The organism is Streptomyces sp. NPDC048664 (genome assembly GCF_040650555.1).
GTDB lineage: Bacteria > Actinomycetota > Actinomycetes > Streptomycetales > Streptomycetaceae > Streptomyces.
Genome location: NZ_JBEZHK010000032.1, coordinates 58,172 through 74,896, shown reverse-complemented (window position 1 = coordinate 74,896; position 16,725 = coordinate 58,172). Strand labels below are relative to the sequence as shown.

14 protein-coding genes are annotated in these 16,725 nt (G+C 72.7%); 11 read left to right on the top strand and 3 right to left on the bottom strand.

Translation table 11 applies throughout. The features are described from left to right. Positions 1-115: 115 nt before the first annotated feature. Both AB0C59_RS28560 and AB0C59_RS28555 read left to right on the top strand, forming a co-directional pair. A complete protein-coding gene (locus AB0C59_RS28560) occupies positions 116-1,630 on the top strand; it encodes a 3-hydroxyacyl-CoA dehydrogenase (protein WP_363009580.1) in 1,515 nt (504 codons plus the stop codon). Next, the gene (locus AB0C59_RS28555) at positions 1,627-2,217 is read left to right on the top strand and encodes a TetR/AcrR family transcriptional regulator (RefSeq protein ID WP_363009578.1); all 591 of its coding nucleotides are present in this window, start codon (positions 1,627-1,629) and stop codon (positions 2,215-2,217) included. The genes AB0C59_RS28560 and AB0C59_RS28555 overlap by 4 nt, the downstream gene beginning before the upstream one ends. A 9-nt stretch (positions 2,218-2,226) precedes the next feature. On the opposite strand, the gene AB0C59_RS28550 is transcribed toward AB0C59_RS28555, so the two are convergent. Next, positions 2,227-2,727 (bottom strand): Lrp/AsnC family transcriptional regulator, encoded by a 501-nt coding sequence (locus AB0C59_RS28550; RefSeq protein ID WP_363009576.1) that lies wholly within the window; start codon positions 2,725-2,727, stop codon positions 2,227-2,229. A gap of 174 nt (positions 2,728-2,901) precedes the next feature. Here AB0C59_RS28550 and pdhA point away from each other — a divergent pair, with 174 nt between their 5' ends. From pdhA to AB0C59_RS28515, 7 genes are all read left to right on the top strand, one after another. Further along, on the top strand, positions 2,902-4,047 hold the full coding sequence (pdhA, locus tag AB0C59_RS28545; RefSeq protein WP_363009574.1) for a pyruvate dehydrogenase (acetyl-transferring) E1 component subunit alpha: 1,146 nt from the start codon (positions 2,902-2,904) through the stop codon (positions 4,045-4,047). Continuing rightward, positions 4,044-5,048, top strand: coding sequence for an alpha-ketoacid dehydrogenase subunit beta (locus AB0C59_RS28540; protein WP_363009572.1), 1,005 nt, complete (start codon positions 4,044-4,046; stop codon positions 5,046-5,048). Before pdhA ends, AB0C59_RS28540 begins: the two co-directional genes overlap by 4 nt. Beyond that, positions 5,048-6,427, top strand: a complete 1,380-nt coding sequence (locus tag AB0C59_RS28535) for a dihydrolipoamide acetyltransferase family protein (protein WP_363009571.1) — start codon at positions 5,048-5,050, stop codon at positions 6,425-6,427. The genes AB0C59_RS28540 and AB0C59_RS28535 overlap by 1 nt, the downstream gene beginning before the upstream one ends. A gap of 88 nt (positions 6,428-6,515) precedes the next feature. Continuing rightward, positions 6,516-7,445: an NTP transferase domain-containing protein gene (locus AB0C59_RS28530; RefSeq protein ID WP_363009569.1), complete on the top strand. Its 930-nt coding sequence runs from the start codon at positions 6,516-6,518 to the stop codon at positions 7,443-7,445. A 128-nt stretch (positions 7,446-7,573) separates the two neighbouring features. After that, positions 7,574-9,139: a molybdopterin molybdotransferase MoeA gene (locus AB0C59_RS28525; protein ID WP_363009620.1), complete on the top strand. Its 1,566-nt coding sequence runs from the start codon at positions 7,574-7,576 to the stop codon at positions 9,137-9,139. Between the two features lie 22 nt (positions 9,140-9,161). Then, positions 9,162-10,259 (top strand): potassium channel family protein, encoded by a 1,098-nt coding sequence (locus tag AB0C59_RS28520; RefSeq protein WP_363009567.1) that lies wholly within the window; start codon positions 9,162-9,164, stop codon positions 10,257-10,259. Between the two features lie 72 nt (positions 10,260-10,331). Next, the gene (locus tag AB0C59_RS28515) at positions 10,332-11,312 is read left to right on the top strand and encodes an NAD(P)H-quinone oxidoreductase (protein ID WP_363009565.1); all 981 of its coding nucleotides are present in this window, start codon (positions 10,332-10,334) and stop codon (positions 11,310-11,312) included. 24 nt (positions 11,313-11,336) lie between these two features. Here AB0C59_RS28515 and AB0C59_RS28510 read toward each other — a convergent pair whose 3' ends face one another. Beyond that, positions 11,337-11,912 (bottom strand): hypothetical protein, encoded by a 576-nt coding sequence (locus AB0C59_RS28510; protein WP_363009564.1) that lies wholly within the window; start codon positions 11,910-11,912, stop codon positions 11,337-11,339. 239 nt (positions 11,913-12,151) lie between these two features. On the opposite strand from AB0C59_RS28510, the gene AB0C59_RS28505 reads away from it, so the two are divergent. Continuing rightward, entirely contained in the window at positions 12,152-12,694 is a 543-nt protein-coding gene (locus AB0C59_RS28505; RefSeq protein WP_363009562.1) for a bacterial proteasome activator family protein, read from the top strand. A gap of 121 nt (positions 12,695-12,815) precedes the next feature. Here the strand turns inward: AB0C59_RS28505 and AB0C59_RS28500 are convergent, their stop codons facing one another. After that, the gene (locus AB0C59_RS28500; RefSeq protein ID WP_363009560.1) at positions 12,816-14,426 is read right to left on the bottom strand and encodes a protein kinase; all 1,611 of its coding nucleotides are present in this window, start codon (positions 14,424-14,426) and stop codon (positions 12,816-12,818) included. Between the two features lie 398 nt (positions 14,427-14,824). Between AB0C59_RS28500 and AB0C59_RS28495 the strand changes: the two genes are divergently transcribed. After that, positions 14,825-16,402 (top strand): protein kinase, encoded by a 1,578-nt coding sequence (locus AB0C59_RS28495; RefSeq protein ID WP_363009558.1) that lies wholly within the window; start codon positions 14,825-14,827, stop codon positions 16,400-16,402. Positions 16,403-16,725 lie beyond the last annotated feature (323 nt).

Genomic DNA, 16,725 nt, shown 5'->3' with positions numbered 1-16,725 from the left:
TTGAACTCATGACCTGGGCAGGAACAGGCGGACAGGGCTAGAGTAACCGAACGATCGGTCGGGACAAGGGGGCCTGCCGCATCTGTGGAAATCCCCGTGCGGGAGGATCGCGCACATGACAGCACTCGACCTCAGCAGTCCCGTGGCCGTCGTCGGCACCGGCACCATGGGCCAGGGCATCGCCCAGGTCGCGCTGGTGGCGGGACACCCCGTGCGGCTGTACGACGCCGCGCCCGGGCGCGCCCGTGAGGCGGCGACCGCGATCGGGGCCCGGCTCGACCGGCTCGTCGAGAAGGACCGGCTCACCGGCGCCGAGCGCGACGCGGCCCGCGCCCGGCTGCTGCCCGCCGAGGACCTGGCCGAGCTCGCGGACTGCTCGCTGGTCGTCGAGGCGGTCCTGGAGCGCCTGGACGTCAAGCAGCAGCTCTTCAGGGAGCTGGAGGAACTCGTCGACGACGACTGCCTCCTGGCCACCAACACCTCCTCCCTGTCCGTGACCGCCGTCGGCGGTGCCCTGCGCAACCCGGGCCGCTTCGTCGGCCTGCACTTCTTCAACCCCGCACCGCTGATGCCGCTCGTGGAGGTCGTCTCCGGGTTCGCCACCGACGTCTCGTCGGCCACGCGCGCGTACGAGACGGCCCGCGCCTGGGGCAAGACGCCGGTCGCCTGCGCGGACACCCCCGGCTTCATCGTCAACCGCATCGCACGCCCCTTCTACGCGGAGGCCCTGGCCGTCTACGAGGCGCAGGCCGCCGACCCGGCCACCCTCGACGCGATCCTGCGCGAGTGCGGCGGCTTCAGGATGGGCGCCTTCGAGCTCACCGATCTCATCGGGCAGGACGTCAACGAGTCGGTCACCCACTCCGTGTGGGAGTCCTTCTTCCGCGACGTGCGCTTCACGCCCTCGCTCGCCCAGCGGCGGCTGGTCGAGTCCGGCCGGCTCGGCCGCAAGAGCGGACAGGGCTGGTACGACTACGCGGACGGCGCCGAGCCGTCCGAGCCGCACACCGCCGAGAAGGCGCGGCCGCCCGCGTACGTCGTCGCCGAGGGCGACCTGGGGCCCGCGTGCGACCTGCTCGCGCTGATCCGCGAGGCGGGCATCACCGTCCGCGAGGACGAGGAGGACCACGGCACACGGCTGGTGCTGCCCGGCGGCGGGCAGCTGGCCCTCGCCGACGGCCAGACGGCCGTGGAACTGCGCGACGTCGTCTACTTCGACCTGGCGCTCGACTATCGCAAGGCGACCCGTGTCGCGCTGTCCACCTCCCAGGAGACCTCGCACGCGACTCTCGAGGAGGCCGTCGGTCTCTTCCAGGCGCTCGGCAAGGACGTCAGCGTCATCGGGGACGTGCCGGGCATGGTCGTGGCCCGCACGGTGGCCCGGATCATCGACCTGGCGCACGACGCGGTCGCCAAGGGCGTGGCCACCGAGGAGGACATCGACACCGCCATGCGGCTCGGCGTCAACTACCCCCTCGGCCCCTTCGAGTGGAGCCGGGTCCTCGGCCGCAACTGGGCCTACGACCTTCTGGACGACCTGCACCTGCGCGACCCGTCCGGACGGTACGCGCCGTCCCTCGCGCTCTACCGCCACGCGTACGCATCCGAGAAGCGGGAGGGCACCCCATGACCACGGCCAAGCGCGACACCTACACGCCGGAGAGCCTGCTCTCGGTCGCCGTCCGCGTCTTCAACGAGCGCGGCTACGACGGCACCTCCATGGAGCACCTCTCCAAGGCCGCCGGCATCTCCAAGTCGTCGATCTACCACCACGTCACGGGCAAGGAGGAACTGCTGCGCCGCGCCGTCAGCAGGGCACTGGACGCCCTGTTCGGCATCCTGGACGAGGCGCACGCGCGCGAGGGGCGTGCCGTGGAACGGCTGGAACACGTCGTGCGGCGCATGGTCGAGGTGCTGACCGCCGAGCTGCCCTACGTGACGCTGCTGCTGCGGGTGCGCGGCAACACCGGCACCGAACGGTGGGCGCTGGAGCGGCGCCGCGAGTTCGACCACCGGGTCGCCGACCTCCTCAAGGCGGCGGCGGCCGAGGGCGACGTGCGCCAGGACGTGGAGGTGCGGCTGGCGACGCGTCTCGTCTTCGGAATGATCAACTCGATCGTGGAGTGGTACCGACCGGACGGGCGCGGCGCGGGCGCGCCGGAGGTGGCCGACGCGGTCGTGCGGGTGGCCTTCGCGGGCCTGCGCAACGACGGCTGAGACCGCCGCTCACCCGTCCGGCTCCAGGTCCTCCTCCTCGAACACCAGCAGGGTGCGTGTGCTGAGCACCTCGGGGATCGCCTGGAGCCTGGTGAGGACCAGTTCGCGCAGCGCCCTGTTGTCCGGCGTGTGCACCAGCAGGAGCACGTCGAAGTCACCGCCCACGAGCGCGATGTGGGAGGCGCCGGGGAGCAGTCGCAGTTGTTCGCGGACCGTGCGCCAGGAGTTCTGGACGATCTTCAGGGTGACGTAGGCGGACGTGCTCTGACCGGCGCGTTCGTGGTTCACCCGGGCCCCGAAGCCGCGGATCACCCCGTCCTCGACGAGCCGGTTGATGCGCGCGTAGGCGTTGGCGCGGGAGACGTGTACGCGCTCGGCGACCGCCCGTATGGAGGCGCGGCCGTCCGACTGGAGTATCTGCAGGATGTCGCGGTCTATGGCGTCCAGGCGGCGTGGCGGCGGCGTCGCGGGGTCCTGCTCGGCCGATTCAGCCATTTGTTCAGGTGCCATGCTCCCCCGCCTCCCTACCATGGACGTACTGCGTACATCTCAGGTTGTGGAGAACCGTTTGTCCACAGCCTTGAGCCGCCTGTAGCCAAAATGTGCCGACGACCGAACAATCGGTAGGTGAGGCGCATCACTCCCGTGGCGCGTCCGAAGCCGCTCCCACGAGGAGGTGCCGTCATGACGGTCATGGAGCAGCGGGGCGCCTACCGGCCCACACCGCCGCCCGCCTGGCAACCCCGTACCGACCCCGCCCCGCTGCTGCCCGACGCACTGCCGTATCGCGTGCTCGGCACCGAGGCCGCCGCGAAGGCGGATCCCGAGCTGCTGCGCCGGCTGTACGCGCAGGTGGTGCGCGGCCGCCGGTACAACACGCAGGCGACAGCGCTCACCAAGCAGGGCCGACTGGCCGTCTACCCCTCCAGCACCGGGCAGGAGGCCTGCCAGGTCGCCGCCGCGCTCGTGCTCGAAGAACGCGACTGGCTCTTCCCCAGCTACCGGGACACGCTGGCCACCGTCGCCCGCGGAGTCGACCCGGTCCACGCCCTCACCCTGCTGCGCGGCGACTGGCACACCGGCTACGACCCGCACACCCACCGGGTGGCCCCCCTGTGCACCCCGCTCGCCACCCAGCTCCCGCACGCCGTCGGCCTCGCGCACGCGGCGCGTCTGAAGGGCGACGACGTGGTCGTGCTGGCCCTGGTCGGAGACGGCGGCACCAGCGAGGGCGACTTCCACGAGGCCATGAACTTCGCGGCCGTCTGGCAGGCGCCGGTCGTCTTCCTCGTCCAGAACAACGGCTTCGCGATCTCCGTCCCGCTCGACAAGCAGACCGCGGCGCCCTCCCTCGCCCACAAGGCCGTCGGCTACGGCATGCCGGGCCGCCTGGTCGACGGCAACGACGCGGCGGCCGTGCACGAGGTCCTCGCCGACGCCGTACGGCACGCGCGCGCGGGCGGTGGCCCCACGCTGGTGGAGGCGGTGACGTACCGCATCGAGGCACACACCAACGCCGACGACGCGACCCGGTACCGGGGCGATGCCGAGGTCGAGGCCTGGCGCGACCACGACCCGGTCCTGCTGCTCGAACGCGAGCTCACGGAGCGCGGCCTGCTGGACGAGGACGGGATGCGGGCGGTGCGCGACGACGCCGAGACGATGGCGGCCGACCTGCGGGCCCGCATGAACCAGGACCCCGAGCTCGACCCGATGGATCTCTTCGCCCACGTGTACGACCGGCCCACCACCCAGCTGCTGGAGCAGGAGACCCACCTGCAGGCGGAACTGGACGCCGAGGCGGCCGGACCGGAAGGAGCCGGCCGATGACGACCGTTGCCCTCAAGCCGGCCACCATGGCGCAGGCCCTCACCCGTGCCCTGCGCGACGCCATGGCGGCCGACCCGTCCGTGCACGTCCTGGGCGAGGACGTCGGCACGCTCGGGGGCGTCTTCCGGGTCACCGACGGGCTCGCCAAGGAGTTCGGCGACGACCGCTGCACGGACACCCCGCTGGCCGAGGCGGGCATCCTCGGCGCGGCCGTGGGCATGGCCATGTACGGCCTGCGGCCGGTGGTCGAGATGCAGTTCGACGCGTTCGCCTACCCCGCGTTCGAACAGCTGATCAGTCATGTCGCGCGCATGCGCAACCGCACCCGGGGCACGATGCCCCTGCCGATCACCGTCCGCATCCCCTACGGCGGCGGCATCGGCGGGGTCGAGCACCACAGCGACTCCTCCGAGGCGTACTACATGGCGACTCCGGGGCTCCATGTCGTCACGCCCGCGACCGTCGCCGACGCCTACGGGTTGCTGCGCGCCTCCATCGCCTCGGACGACCCGGTGGTCTTCCTGGAGCCCAAGAGGCTCTACTGGTCGAAGGACACCTGGAACCCGGAGGAGCCCGACACGGTCGACCCCATAGGCCGCGCGGTCGTACGCCGTTCCGGCCGCACCGCCACGCTTCTGACGTACGGCCCGTCGGTGCCCGTGTGCCTGGAGGCGGCCGAGGCGGCGCGCGCCGAGGGCTGGGACCTCGAAGTGGTCGACCTGCGCTCGCTGGTGCCCTTCGACGACGAGACGGTGACCGCGTCCGTGCGCCGCACGGGCCGCGCGGTCGTCGTGCACGAGTCGACCGGGTTCGGCGGCCCCGGCGGAGAGATCGCCGCGCGGGTGACCGAGCGCTGCTTCCACCATCTGGAGGCGCCGGTGCTCAGGGTGGCCGGGTTCGACACCCCGTACCCGCCGCCGATGCTGGAGCGCCACCACCTGCCGGGCGTCGACCGGATCCTGGACGCGGTCGGGCGCCTGCAGTGGGAGGCGGAGAGCTGATGGCCCAGGTACTGGAGTTCAGGCTGCCCGACCTCGGCGAGGGGCTGACCGAGGCGGAGATCGTGCGCTGGCTGGTGCAGGTGGGCGATGTCGTCGCCGTCGACCAGCCTGTCGTGGAGGTGGAGACGGCCAAGGCCATGGTCGAGGTGCCGTGCCCCTACGGAGGCGTGGTCACGGCCCGCTTCGGCGACGAGGGCACGGAACTTCCGGTGGGTGCCCCGCTTCTGACGGTCGCGGTCGGCACCCCGGAGGAACCGGCGGCCGAGTCCTCGGGGAACGTCCTGGTCGGATACGGCACATCGGCGGCCCCCGCCCGGCGCCGCCGGGTACGCGCGCCTCGATCCGGCGTGCCGGCCGCGGACGGGGTCGCGCTCGTCGCGGACGGGGTCGCGCGGACCGCTCCGGCCCCCGGCGCGGCCGGGGAACTTCCCGAGGGTCCCGTACCCGTGATCTCCCCGCTGGTCCGCCGGCTCGCCCGCGAGAACGGCGTGGATCTGCGGCGGTTGGCGGGTTCCGGGCCCGACGGTCTGATCCTCCGGGCAGACGTGGAGAGCGCCCTCAGGGACACGGTGACCGTCGCCACCGCGCCCGCCCTCACCCAGGCGCCGGGCCGCACGGACCGGGTGGCCGGGGCTTCGGCCCGGGACGGCGCGGCCGGGACGGTGTCCTCCTTCGCTCGCGGGGCGGCCGACGGAACGCGGATCCCCCTCAAAGGAGTGCGCGGTGCCGTCGCCGACAAGCTCTCCCGCAGCCGCAGGGAGATTCCCGACGCGACCTGCTGGGTGGACGCCGACGCCACGGAACTCATGCGCGCGCGAGTGGCCATGAACGCGGCCGGGGGACCGAAGATCTCCCTGATCGCGTTGCTGGCCCGGATCTGCGCCGCGGCTCTCGCCCGGTTCCCGGAACTCAACTCCACCGTGGACACGGAGGCCCGGGAGATCGTCCGGCTCGACCAGGTGCACCTCGGGTTCGCCGCCCAGACCGAACGGGGACTCGTCGTGCCCGTCGTACGGGACGCGCACGCGCGGGACGCCGAAGGGCTGAGCGCGGAGTTCGCCCGGCTGACCGAGTCCGCGCGGAACGGAACGCTCACCCCCGGGGAACTCACCGGCGGGACCTTCACGTTGAACAACTACGGGGTCTTCGGTGTCGACGGCTCCACGCCGATCATCAACCACCCCGAGGCGGCCATGCTCGGCGTCGGCCGTATCGTCCCCAGGCCCTGGGTGCACGAGGGCGAGCTGGCGGTGCGACAGGTCGTGCAGCTCTCGCTCACCTTCGACCACCGGGTGTGCGACGGCGGCACGGCGGGCGGCTTCCTGCGCTACGTGGCGGACTGCGTCGAGCAGCCGGCGGTGCTGCTGCGCACGCTGTGAGCCGGACCGCGACCGGCCGTGGGTGATCACGGCCCGTGACGACGGCTCGCGACCCGGCGGTGGCCGTCGCGGCGCCCATACTCGGGGCATGACCGAGTACGAGAGCCCCGGCGGCCCGGGCGCCGATCAGCCTGGTGCCGATCAGTACGACGCCGTCGTGCTCGCCGGAGGTACGGCCCGGCGGCTGGGCGGAGCCGACAAGCCCGGAGTGCGGGTCGGCGGACGCACCCTGCTCGACCGGGTGTTGTCCGCCTGCTCCGGCGCGGCCACCACCGTGGTCGTCGCCGACCCCCGGCCCACCGCGCGCCCGGTGCTCTGGACGCGCGAGGACCCGGTCGGCGCCGGCCCCGTCGCCGCGCTCGACGCGGGGCTGAGGCGGAGCACGGCCGGGCGGGTCGTCGTGCTCTGCGCCGACCTGCCGTTCCTGGAGGAGAAGACGGTGCGCCGGCTGCTGGGCGCCCTGGGCGCGGGCCGCGCCGAAGGAGTCGTGCTCACCGACCCCGAGGGCCGCGACCAGCCGCTCGTCGCCGCCTATCGCAGCGCGCCCCTGCGCCGCGAACTGGCACGGCTGGCGTGTGACCACGACGGTCTGACGGGCCTTCCGCTGCGGCGTCTGGTCGCCGGACTGGACCTCACCCGCGTCCCCGACCCCCTCGCGTCCTTCGACTGCGACACCTGGGAGGACATCGCCGCCGCCCGGTCACGCATCAGGGAGCATGGGCATGTGCTGGATGAATGGATTTCCGCAGTCAAGAACGAACTGGGCATCGGCCTCGACGTCGACACCGCCGCGCTTCTCGACCTCGCGCGCGACGCCGCGCACGGAGTCGCCCGCCCCGCGGCCCCCCTGACGACGTTCCTCGTCGGCTATGCCGCCGGGCAGGCGGGTGGCGGGCCCGAGGCGGTCGCCGAGGCCGCGCGCAAGGCCCTCGCGCTCGCCCTGCGCTGGGCGGACGAGGACGCCGGGAACACCGAGAACGCCGAGAGCTCCGCTGGCACCGAGCCGGGCGCCGGATGAACGGCAGAGGAACCCGGGGACACCTGGACCCCGGTCATCCGGACGTCGGCCTCTTGGACGACACCGAAGGCAGGGAGCACGACCACCCGGACGCGGACGCGAGCCACCCGGACGCGAGCCGCCCGGGCATGAGCCGCGTAGATCCGGGAAGTGCCCGTCCTGGCGGGGCCGGGACAGGCATCGTGTGCCCGGAAGCCGAGGAGCGTGAACTGGAGGAGGCGCTGGCCGTGGCCAACGACAGCGGGGACCCGCGCCATCCACGTGAGGCCGGCCCCGCCCGTCCGCCCCAGGACCAGCACGATCTCGATCTGGAAGAGGCCCTCGCCCTGGTCCGGGCCCCCGAGCACCGTGTGCCGCCGGGGTCGCAGGGCCGCTCCGGGGAGCGGGACGGCGACCAGGGGGACCGTGCGGATGACGCCCCCGGCACCGCACCCACCGCCACCGCCCCCGCGGCGGACCCTCGTGGTCACCGCGACGCCACGTCCTGGCCCCGGGCCCGCGCCCTCGCCGAACGTGCCGCTCACGATGCGCCGTACCGGCGCCCCATGGCCGTCCCCCTCGACGCCGCCCTCGGCCTGGTCCTGGCCGCCCCGCTCAAGGCCCTCTCCGACCTGCCCTCCTTCGACACCTCGGCCATGGACGGCTGGGCGGTCGCGGGCCCCGGCCCGTGGGACGTACAGGAGGACGGGGTCCTCGCCGGCCACGCCGAGCCGGCACCGCTCGCGGACGGGGAGGCGGTGCGGATCGCCACCGGCGCGCGCGTCCCGCCGGGCGCCACCGCCGTGCTGCGCAGCGAGCACGGGCGCCGTGACGACACGGGGCGACTGCACGCCGCGCCGGCCCGGACTCCCGGTTCCGCCCGTCCGGGTGGCACCCCCAGGGTCGTGCACGGACAGGACATCCGGCCGCGCGGCCAGGAGTGCCATGCCGGTGACCAGCTGCTTCCGCCCGGCACCATGGTCACCCCGGCCGTGCTCGGGCTGTCCGCAGCCGCCGGGTACGACACGCTCTCGGTCCTCCCCCGCCCGTCCGTCGACGTGCTCGTCCTGGGTGACGAGCTGCTCACCGAAGGCATGCCGAGGAACGGTCTGATCCGGGACGCGCTCGGCCCGATGCTGCCGCCCTGGCTGCGCGCCCTGGGCGCGGACGTGCGGGCCGTCCGAGGACTGGGCGACGATGCCGAGGCCCTCTTCCAGGCGGTCACGTCCTCGACGGCCGACCTGATCGTCACCACCGGCGGAACGGCCTCGGGACCGGTCGACCATGTCCACCCCACCCTGCGACGCGTGGGAGCCGAACTCCTCGTGGACGGGGTGCAGGTGCGCCCTGGACACCCGATGCTGCTCGCGCGCGTCCGGGAGGACCAGCACCTCGTCGGGCTGCCCGGCAATCCGCTCGCGGCCGTCTCCGGCCTGCTCACCCTCGCCGAGCCGCTGCTGCGGGCCCTCGCGGGCCGGTCGGCGCCGGAGCCCTGCGCGCTGCCCGTGCGGGACGCGGTGCACGGCCACCCCCACGACACCCGGCTCGTCCCCGTCGCGGTCCATGACGACCTGGTGGTGCCTCTGCACTACCACGGCCCGGCGATGCTGCGGGGCATCGCCGCCGCGGACGCCCTGGCCGTCGTACCACCGGGCGGAGCGGGGCCCGGACAGGAGCTGGAACTGCTGGATCTTCCGGGGGTGTTGGCGGGGTGAGCCGGAACGGGGTGTGTTTCACGTGAAACTTCCGCGGCGGGACGCGATCGCCCGCCAACCGGACGAGCACCTCGTCACCCAGCGCGTCCATCTTCCGAGGAGGGCCGTCCAGCGTCCGATGCGGCAGGTCGGCACACGGTTGGGACTGGCCCTCCTGGTCCTGGTCGTCACCGCCCTCGTCGTCTGGGCCGACCGCGGCGGCTACCACGACGACGCGGGGGGCGCTCTGAGCCTGCTCGGCTCCTTCTACTACGCGACCGTCACCCTCTCCACGACCGGATACGGCGACATCACCCCGGTCAGTGACTCCGCTCGGCTCACCAACATCCTCGTCGTCACGCCTCTGCGCGTGCTGTTCCTGATCATCCTGGTCGGCACCACTCTCGAGGTCCTCACCGAACGCACCCGTGAGGAGTGGCGCACACATCGCTGGAGGGCGGCTTTGAGGGATCACACCGTGGTGGTCGGTTTCGGGACCAAGGGACACTCCGCGATCCAGACCGTGTGCGCGACCGGTCTGAGAAAGGAGCAGGTCGTGGTGGTCGACGCGAGCCCCCGGGCCGTCGACGCGGCGACCGCCGAGGGATACGCGGGCATCGTCGGCGACGCGACCCGCAGCGAGGTGCTCCACCAGGCGGAGGTGCGCCGGGCCCGGCAGGTCATCATCGCCACGCAGCGCGACGACACCGCGGTGCTGGTCGCGCTGACCGCCCGCCAGCTCAACCGCACGGCCAAGATCGTGGCGGCCGTGCGGGAGGAGGAGAACGCGCCGCTGCTGCGTCAGTCCGGTGCCGACGCGGTGATCACCAGTGCCAGCGCGGCCGGACGGCTCCTGGGCCTGTCCGTGCTCAGTCCCGCCGCCGCCAAGGTGATGGAGGACCTGATCCATCAGGGCACCGGGCTCGACCTGGTCGAGCGGCCTGTCACCCGGGACGAGGCCGGCCTGGGGGTGCGGGAGACCGAGGGCCTGGTGGTGAGTGTGGTGCGGGGGCACCGGGTGCTCGGCTACGACGATCCGGCCGTCGGCCCGCTCCAGCTGACGGACCGGCTGATCACGATCGTACGATCCTCGCCGGACGGCCCGGGAACGCCGGACACCCGTCCCGTGGCCCTGGACTGACTGGGCGTACGGCCCCTGCGCGGGCGGGCTCGGTTCCCCGGCACCGGTCCCGTGAGGAGTAGCGTCGCTCCCATGTACGCGATCACAATTCCTGAACCCGGTGGGCCCGAGGCGCTGGTGTGGGCCGAGGTCCCCGATCCCGTCCCCGGCGAGGGCGAGGTGCTGGTGGACGTCGTGGCCGGTGCCGTCAACCGTGCGGACGTCCTCCAGCGGCAGGGCTTCTACAACCCGCCCGCGGGCGCGTCGCCGTACCCGGGGCTGGAGTGCTCGGGGCGGATCGCCGCGCTGGGTCCCGGTGTGTCCGGCTGGGCCGTGGGCGACGCGGTGTGCGCGCTGTTGGCGGGCGGCGGGTACGCCCAGAAGGTCGCCGTCCCGGTGGGGCAGCTGCTGCCCGTCCCCGAGGGCGTCGACCTGCGGCAGGCGGCCGGGCTTCCCGAGGTGACCTGCACGGTCTGGTCGAACGTGTTCATGGTCGCCCAGCTGCGTCCTGACGAGACACTGCTGGTGCACGGCGGCTCCAGCGGTATCGGCACGATGGCGATCCAGCTGGCCAAGGCCCTGGGGGCCAGGGTCGCGGTCACCGCCGGCAGCAAGGAGAAGCTGGACCGGTGCGCGGAACTGGGCGCGGATGTGCTGATCAACTACCGCGAGCAGGACTTCGTGGAGGAGATCCGCGAGGCCACCGCTGGGCAGGGCGCCGACGTCATCCTCGACAACATGGGTGCGAAGTACCTGGAGCGCAACATCCAGGCGCTCGCGGTGAAGGGCCGCCTCGCGATCATCGGGATGCAGGGCGGGACGAAGGGCGAGCTGGACATCAACCTGCTGCTGCGCAAGCAGGCGGCGATCACCGCGACCTCGCTGCGGGCGCGTCCCATCGAGGAAAAGGCGGTCATCGTGGCTGCGGTGCGTGAGCACGTCTGGCCGCTGGTGCCCTCCGGCGCGGTCCGCCCGGTCGTCGACCGCGAGGTCCCGATGGACGACGCGGCCACGGCCCACCGCCTGATGGAGGAGAGCGGGCACATCGGCAAGCTCCTGCTGGTGGCGCCGTAGCGCGGAGCGGGGCCTGCGAGCGGGTCACTCCCGGCGCAGGCGCAGGGCCAGCAACGCCAGAGCCAGACCGGTACCGACGAGGATCAGACCGCTGCCGAGGGGCAGGATCTCCACCATGGGCCCCGAGGCGGCGGGCTCCCGGGCGAGCTGGGCGGGGCCCCCGGAGGGGGCGGAGGACGCCGCCGGGTCGACCGCCGGCGCGGACGTGCCGCCGCTGGTGTCCGGCATCGGGGCGCCGGTCAGGGGCATCGACGGGCTGGGCGGGTCCTGGTTCGGGTAGGTCGGCTCGTCCGAGGCGTCGTCCTGTGCCTCGGGTTCGTGCCGCCCGGGCCGCAGCCGTCCCTCGCCCGCCCAGCTGCCGGCCCGTGAGGGCGGCGCCGCGTCCGGGGAGGCCGTGCGCAGGGACGCCGTAAGCAGGGACACCGTGCGCGGGAGCGTCGTCAGCCGATGAGTGGCTGTCAGCTGAGAGGCGGTCACCGGCACCGAGGCGGACACCGGCCGGGAGGCGGATGTCCGGGAAGCGGATATGGGGACGGACGCGCTGGATATGCCCGCGCCCAGGACGGCCGTCGTCGTGAGGACCGGCGGTAGAACGGCCACGCGGAGTATGCGGACCGCGGACGGCGTACACAGCCTGGGGAACATGCGCGGGACGACCTCCTCCCGTCAGCGGGCGGCAAGATCAACGGCTTCAGCCTCACACGGACCGAGGCGTCCGGCATCTCGGCGTACGGCCGGGCAGGCGCGGGTGAGCCCGACCGGTGGACCCCGGCAGGGTGGATCACGCCCTGCCGGGGGCACATGGCAGGTGTGATGGACCGGTGCGAGAGAATGGCGGCATGGAGATGCCGAGGAACGACAGGTCGTCGGAGAACGCCCAGAAGATCCTGGTCGTGGGCCAGGACGGAATGGCGCTCGGCGCCGGGGACGATGACTCCCGCGAGATCCCGGTGACGGAGCAGGTGGAGCAGCCCGCGAAGGTCATGCGCATCGGCAGCATGATCAAGCAGTTGCTGGAGGAGGTGCGGGTCGCCCCCCTGGACGAGGCGAGCCGGCAGCGCCTGAAGGAGATCCACGCCAGCTCGGTGAAGGAGCTGGAGGACGGTCTCGCCACCGAGCTCGTCGAGGAACTCGAACGGCTCTCCCTGCCCTTCACGGACGAGGCGATCCCGAGCGACGCGGAACTGCGGATCGCGCAGGCGCAGTTGGTGGGCTGGCTGGAGGGGCTCTTCCACGGCATCCAGACCACGCTGTTCGCCCAGCAGATGGCGGCGCGGGCCCAGCTGGAACAGATGCGCCGCGCCCTGCCGCCGGGCGTCGGGATGCCCGACGGCGAGGAGGACCCGCGCACGGGCGGCCGCTCGGGCGGTCCGTACCTGTAGATCGCCCCGTGGATCCGCGGAGCCCCGCGCACGGGTGGGGCCCCGAAGGCGTACGGCGACGGCCCGGCACCGCGAAGGTGCCGGGCCGTCGCCGTAGTACGTCAGACGTGTCGGGCGCGGGTCACGACGGGTTGCCCGTCGACACGTTGAGCACGATCTCCGGCATGTTCTTGGGGTCGACGTCCGTGTCGGCGGCCGGGAACTGGTCCATGACCGTGCCCTCGCCGTAGGTGTTCTCGTCGACGTACTTGATCTTCAACAGCCAACCGGCGGCCTGGAAGCACGATTTGACGGACTTGATGTACTTGAAGCTGAAGTCCGGCAGCTCGATCTTCTTGGGGTCGTTGTACGACTCCTCGGGCTCGGTGCACTTCGTCGACTCGATGGTCTTCGTCGGGTCCGGGCCCTTGTGGGCGGCGGCCGCGGCGGAGGCCGTGGTGGTCTCGGCCGCGTTCGGCCGATCGCCGCCCGAGCCGTTCAGCGACAGGGCCGTGATCAGCCCCGCGACGGCGACCAGGGCGACCACGACCGAGCCGATGACCACCGCGCGATTGCTCTTCTGCCCGCTCGCCGCGGCCGGGGCGGGCTGGGCGCCGAGGTGGTAGGGCGGCGGGGTCTGCGCCGACTGGTGCCCGTACCCGGCCGGCTGCGCCGCCGGGTAGCCGCCCTGCTGCGGGTAGCCGTACGCCTGGGGGGCGGCGGCCGGGCTCCCGTACGGACCCGGCTGGTACGGGGTCTGCACCGGGCCCGCGGGGGTCGGTGAGGACTGGCCGACCGGCGGGAAGACCGCGGAGCTCACCCCGGCACCGCTGGACGTCTGCGCGTCCGCCACGATGCTCGGCGCGGCCGGAGTGACGGACGCGGCCACGCGCAGGCACTCGTCGCGCATCGCCTCCGCACTGGGGAAGCGTTCGTTGGGGTTCTTCTTCAGCGCGCGGGCGACCAGGGCGTCGACCGCGGGCGGCAGCGCGCGGTTGACCGAGGAGGGAGCGACCGGCTCCTCCTGCACATGCGCGTACGCGATCGCGAGCGGCGAGTCCGCGTCGAACGGAAGCCGCCCGGTGACCAGTTGGAAGAGCATGATGCCGACCGAGTACAGGTCGCTGCGCGCGTCCACGCCCCGGCCGAGCGCCTGCTCCGGCGACAGGTACTGGGGCGTGCCGACCACCATGCCGGTCTGGGTCATGGACGTGACCCCGGACTGCATGGCGCGGGCGATGCCGAAGTCCATGACCTTCACGACGTCGCGCCTGGTCATCATCACGTTGCCCGGCTTGATGTCCCGGTGGACCAGGCCCATCTCGTGGCTGATCTCCAGGGCGGCCAGCACGTCCGCGGTGACCTTCAGCGCCTTGTCCACCGGCATCGCGCCGTGCTGCCGGATGTCCGCGCCGAGGACCGAGCCGAGCGGCTTGCCCTCTATGTACTCCATGACGATGTAGGGGGTCGTCAGCCCGTCGATCACGTCCTCGCCGGTGTCGAAGACCGAGACGATGTTCGTGTGCGTGAGTTTCGCCACGGACTGGGCCTCGCGACGGAACCGCTCGCGGAAGGCCTGTTCGCGACCGAGCTCGGTGTGAAGCGTCTTGATCGCGACCTGGCGGTCGAGGACGGTGTCGTACGCGAGGTACACCGAGGCCATGCCGCCCTCGCCGAGCAAGTCGCGCAGCTGGTAGCGGCCGCCGGCGACCGATCGCCCCGCAAGCCGACCCTGCGCGCCGTCCTGGCTCATGTTCTGCGTCCCCCATCGGCGCCGTGGCAGCGGCTGTTGATGCTCCGGCGGTCCGTGATCGATATGCGTGTCTACGGTGATGCTTCGGCGAGGGGAGTGCTCTGCGCGACCGCTCCGTGATCGACTGGTGCATCACCGGCCAAGTCTGCCGCAGGGCACCGACACGTCAAGCGCGGTGCCCGATCCGTGACCGTACGCGAAGGAAGCGTCGCGGAAGCGTTATCGGGGGCGTACCGGCGTTCCACGGGATTTGCACATGGAACCTGGCCCGGGGTTTGATGTCCGGTCCATCTCGATTCCATCTCGGACCGGTGGCGTGCGCGGAGCCTGTAGCGTGGCCCGAGGGAGACCGTAACAACCACCGCGCGGACCGCGGGCAGAAACGACGGCGAGGACCGATGGCACAGACGCAGAGCGCCCAGGGCCCGTCCGACCCCGAGTCGACTGGCGGCGGCGGGATGTCGGACGCTCCTGAGCTGTGGGGCAACGGCGGGTTGGTCGGCGACGGCCGGTACCGGCTGACCCACAGACTCGGCCGGGGCGGCATGGCCGAGGTCTTCGCGGCCGAGGACGTGCGCCTCGGGCGCACGGTCGCGGTCAAGCTGCTCCGCTCCGACCTCGCCGAGGACCCGGTCTCCAAGGCCCGCTTCACGCGCGAGGCCCAGTCGGTCGCCGGGCTCAACCACCACGCGATCGTCGCCGTGTACGACTCCGGCGAGGACTTCGTGGGCGGCCAGTCGGTGCCGTACATCGTGATGGAGCTGGTCGAGGGCCGCACGATCCGCGATCTGCTGCTCAACGCCGAGGCCCCCGGACCCGAGCAGGCCCTGATCATCACCTCCGGTGTCCTGGAGGCGCTCGCCTACTCGCACCAGCACGGCATCGTGCACCGCGACATCAAGCCCGCGAACGTCATCATCACCCACAACGGCGCGGTCAAGGTCATGGACTTCGGCATCGCGCGCGCCCTGCACGGGGCGTCCACGACGATGACGCAGACCGGCATGGTCATGGGCACCCCGCAGTACCTCTCGCCGGAGCAGGCGCTCGGCAAGGCCGTCGACCACCGCTCCGACCTGTACGCGACGGGCTGCCTGCTGTACGAACTGCTCGCGCTGCGGCCCCCGTTCGTCGGTGAGACGCCGCTGTCCGTCGTCTACCAGCATGTCCAGGACATTCCGGTGCCCCCGTCGGCGACCTCGGACGGGGTGGCGCCGCCGGAGCTGGACGGGCTGGTGATGCGCTCGCTCGCGAAGGAGCCCGACGACCGGTTCCAGACCGCCGAGGAGATGCGCGGGCTGGTCCAGTACGCCCTGCAGATGCTCTACGACCAGGGTGCCCACACGGGCACCTGGAACACCGGGCCGGTGCAGACGCAGAGCGGCCGCCAGGCCTCGGTGGGGGGCTTCGCGGGCACCACGGCGATGTCGCACTCCGGTGCGCTCGGCACCGCGCAGATCCCGCAGCCGATCCTGCCCCAGGGATACGGGGGCGGCGACGACGGAGGTTTCGAGGGGAACGGCAACCGGGGCAGCGGCCGGGGCAAGCTGTGGATCCTCGCGGTCCTCGCGGTGATCGCCATCGCCGCGGGCGTGGCGCTGGCGCTGAACACCACGGGCGGGCACAGCGGCGGGCCCGGCACGTCGACCTCGCCCCCGGCCAAGCAGTCCCACAAGGACACGACGCCCAGCGACACCCCGTCGGACGAGCCGAGCGACACCACGACGGACGACGGCACGGACTCGGGCAGCGGCGACCCCGCGTACTCGCCCTCGGACGAGCCGAGCCAGAGCTACAGCCAGCAGCCGCAGCCCGAGGAGTCGACGCCCTCGGACGAGCCGAGCGAGCAGCCCTCGGAGCCGACCCCGTCCGACGACGCCTCCGCCTCGGTGCCCGCCGGCGGCGGCACCTCGGACCCGTCGCCGCCCGCGGGCGGCGACGGCGGCGACAGCGCGGGCGGCACGCCGGGGCTCTGACCGGACGGCCAGCGGTGCGCGGCTCGCGCCGCGCGCCACGCCGTGCCCACCCTTGCTCGGAATCGTCCGGTTCTGCCCACTTGAGGGAGTCCGGCGACCGATCGTGGTCGGCGCTGGCCTGATCGCGGTCCATGTCCGGCGCCCTTCCGGTCCGGACATGGTCAGGTCCTGTCGCGGTCAGGTTCGGATCCGGATCGTTCCCGGCCGTTTCGGCGGCGGCTCCGGCCGTCACGGGGTCCCTCCCGCCCGCCTGCGAGCTGGGATTCCTCACAGACAGTGGCAATCCATCACATTTAGTGCACCCTTCGTCGCCCGGCATTCCC

Excerpts from the sequence above, each read along its gene's own strand:
- AB0C59_RS28560 (WP_363009580.1), top strand. The coding sequence starts at position 116 with ATGACAGCACTCGACCTCAGCAGTCCCGTGGCCGTCGTCGGCACCGGC.
- AB0C59_RS28555 (WP_363009578.1), top strand. The coding sequence starts at position 1,627 with ATGACCACGGCCAAGCGCGACACCTACACGCCGGAGAGCCTGCTCTCG.
- AB0C59_RS28550 (WP_363009576.1), bottom strand. The coding sequence starts at position 2,727 with ATGGCACCTGAACAAATGGCTGAATCGGCCGAGCAGGACCCCGCGACG.
- pdhA (WP_363009574.1), top strand. The coding sequence starts at position 2,902 with ATGACGGTCATGGAGCAGCGGGGCGCCTACCGGCCCACACCGCCGCCC.
- AB0C59_RS28540 (WP_363009572.1), top strand. The coding sequence starts at position 4,044 with ATGACGACCGTTGCCCTCAAGCCGGCCACCATGGCGCAGGCCCTCACC.
- AB0C59_RS28535 (WP_363009571.1), top strand. The coding sequence starts at position 5,048 with ATGGCCCAGGTACTGGAGTTCAGGCTGCCCGACCTCGGCGAGGGGCTG.
- AB0C59_RS28530 (WP_363009569.1), top strand. The coding sequence starts at position 6,516 with ATGACCGAGTACGAGAGCCCCGGCGGCCCGGGCGCCGATCAGCCTGGT.
- AB0C59_RS28525 (WP_363009620.1), top strand. The coding sequence starts at position 7,574 with ATGAGCCGCGTAGATCCGGGAAGTGCCCGTCCTGGCGGGGCCGGGACA.
- AB0C59_RS28515 (WP_363009565.1), top strand. The coding sequence starts at position 10,332 with ATGTACGCGATCACAATTCCTGAACCCGGTGGGCCCGAGGCGCTGGTG.
- AB0C59_RS28505 (WP_363009562.1), top strand. The coding sequence starts at position 12,152 with ATGGAGATGCCGAGGAACGACAGGTCGTCGGAGAACGCCCAGAAGATC.
- AB0C59_RS28500 (WP_363009560.1), bottom strand. The coding sequence starts at position 14,426 with ATGAGCCAGGACGGCGCGCAGGGTCGGCTTGCGGGGCGATCGGTCGCC.
- AB0C59_RS28495 (WP_363009558.1), top strand. The coding sequence starts at position 14,825 with ATGGCACAGACGCAGAGCGCCCAGGGCCCGTCCGACCCCGAGTCGACT.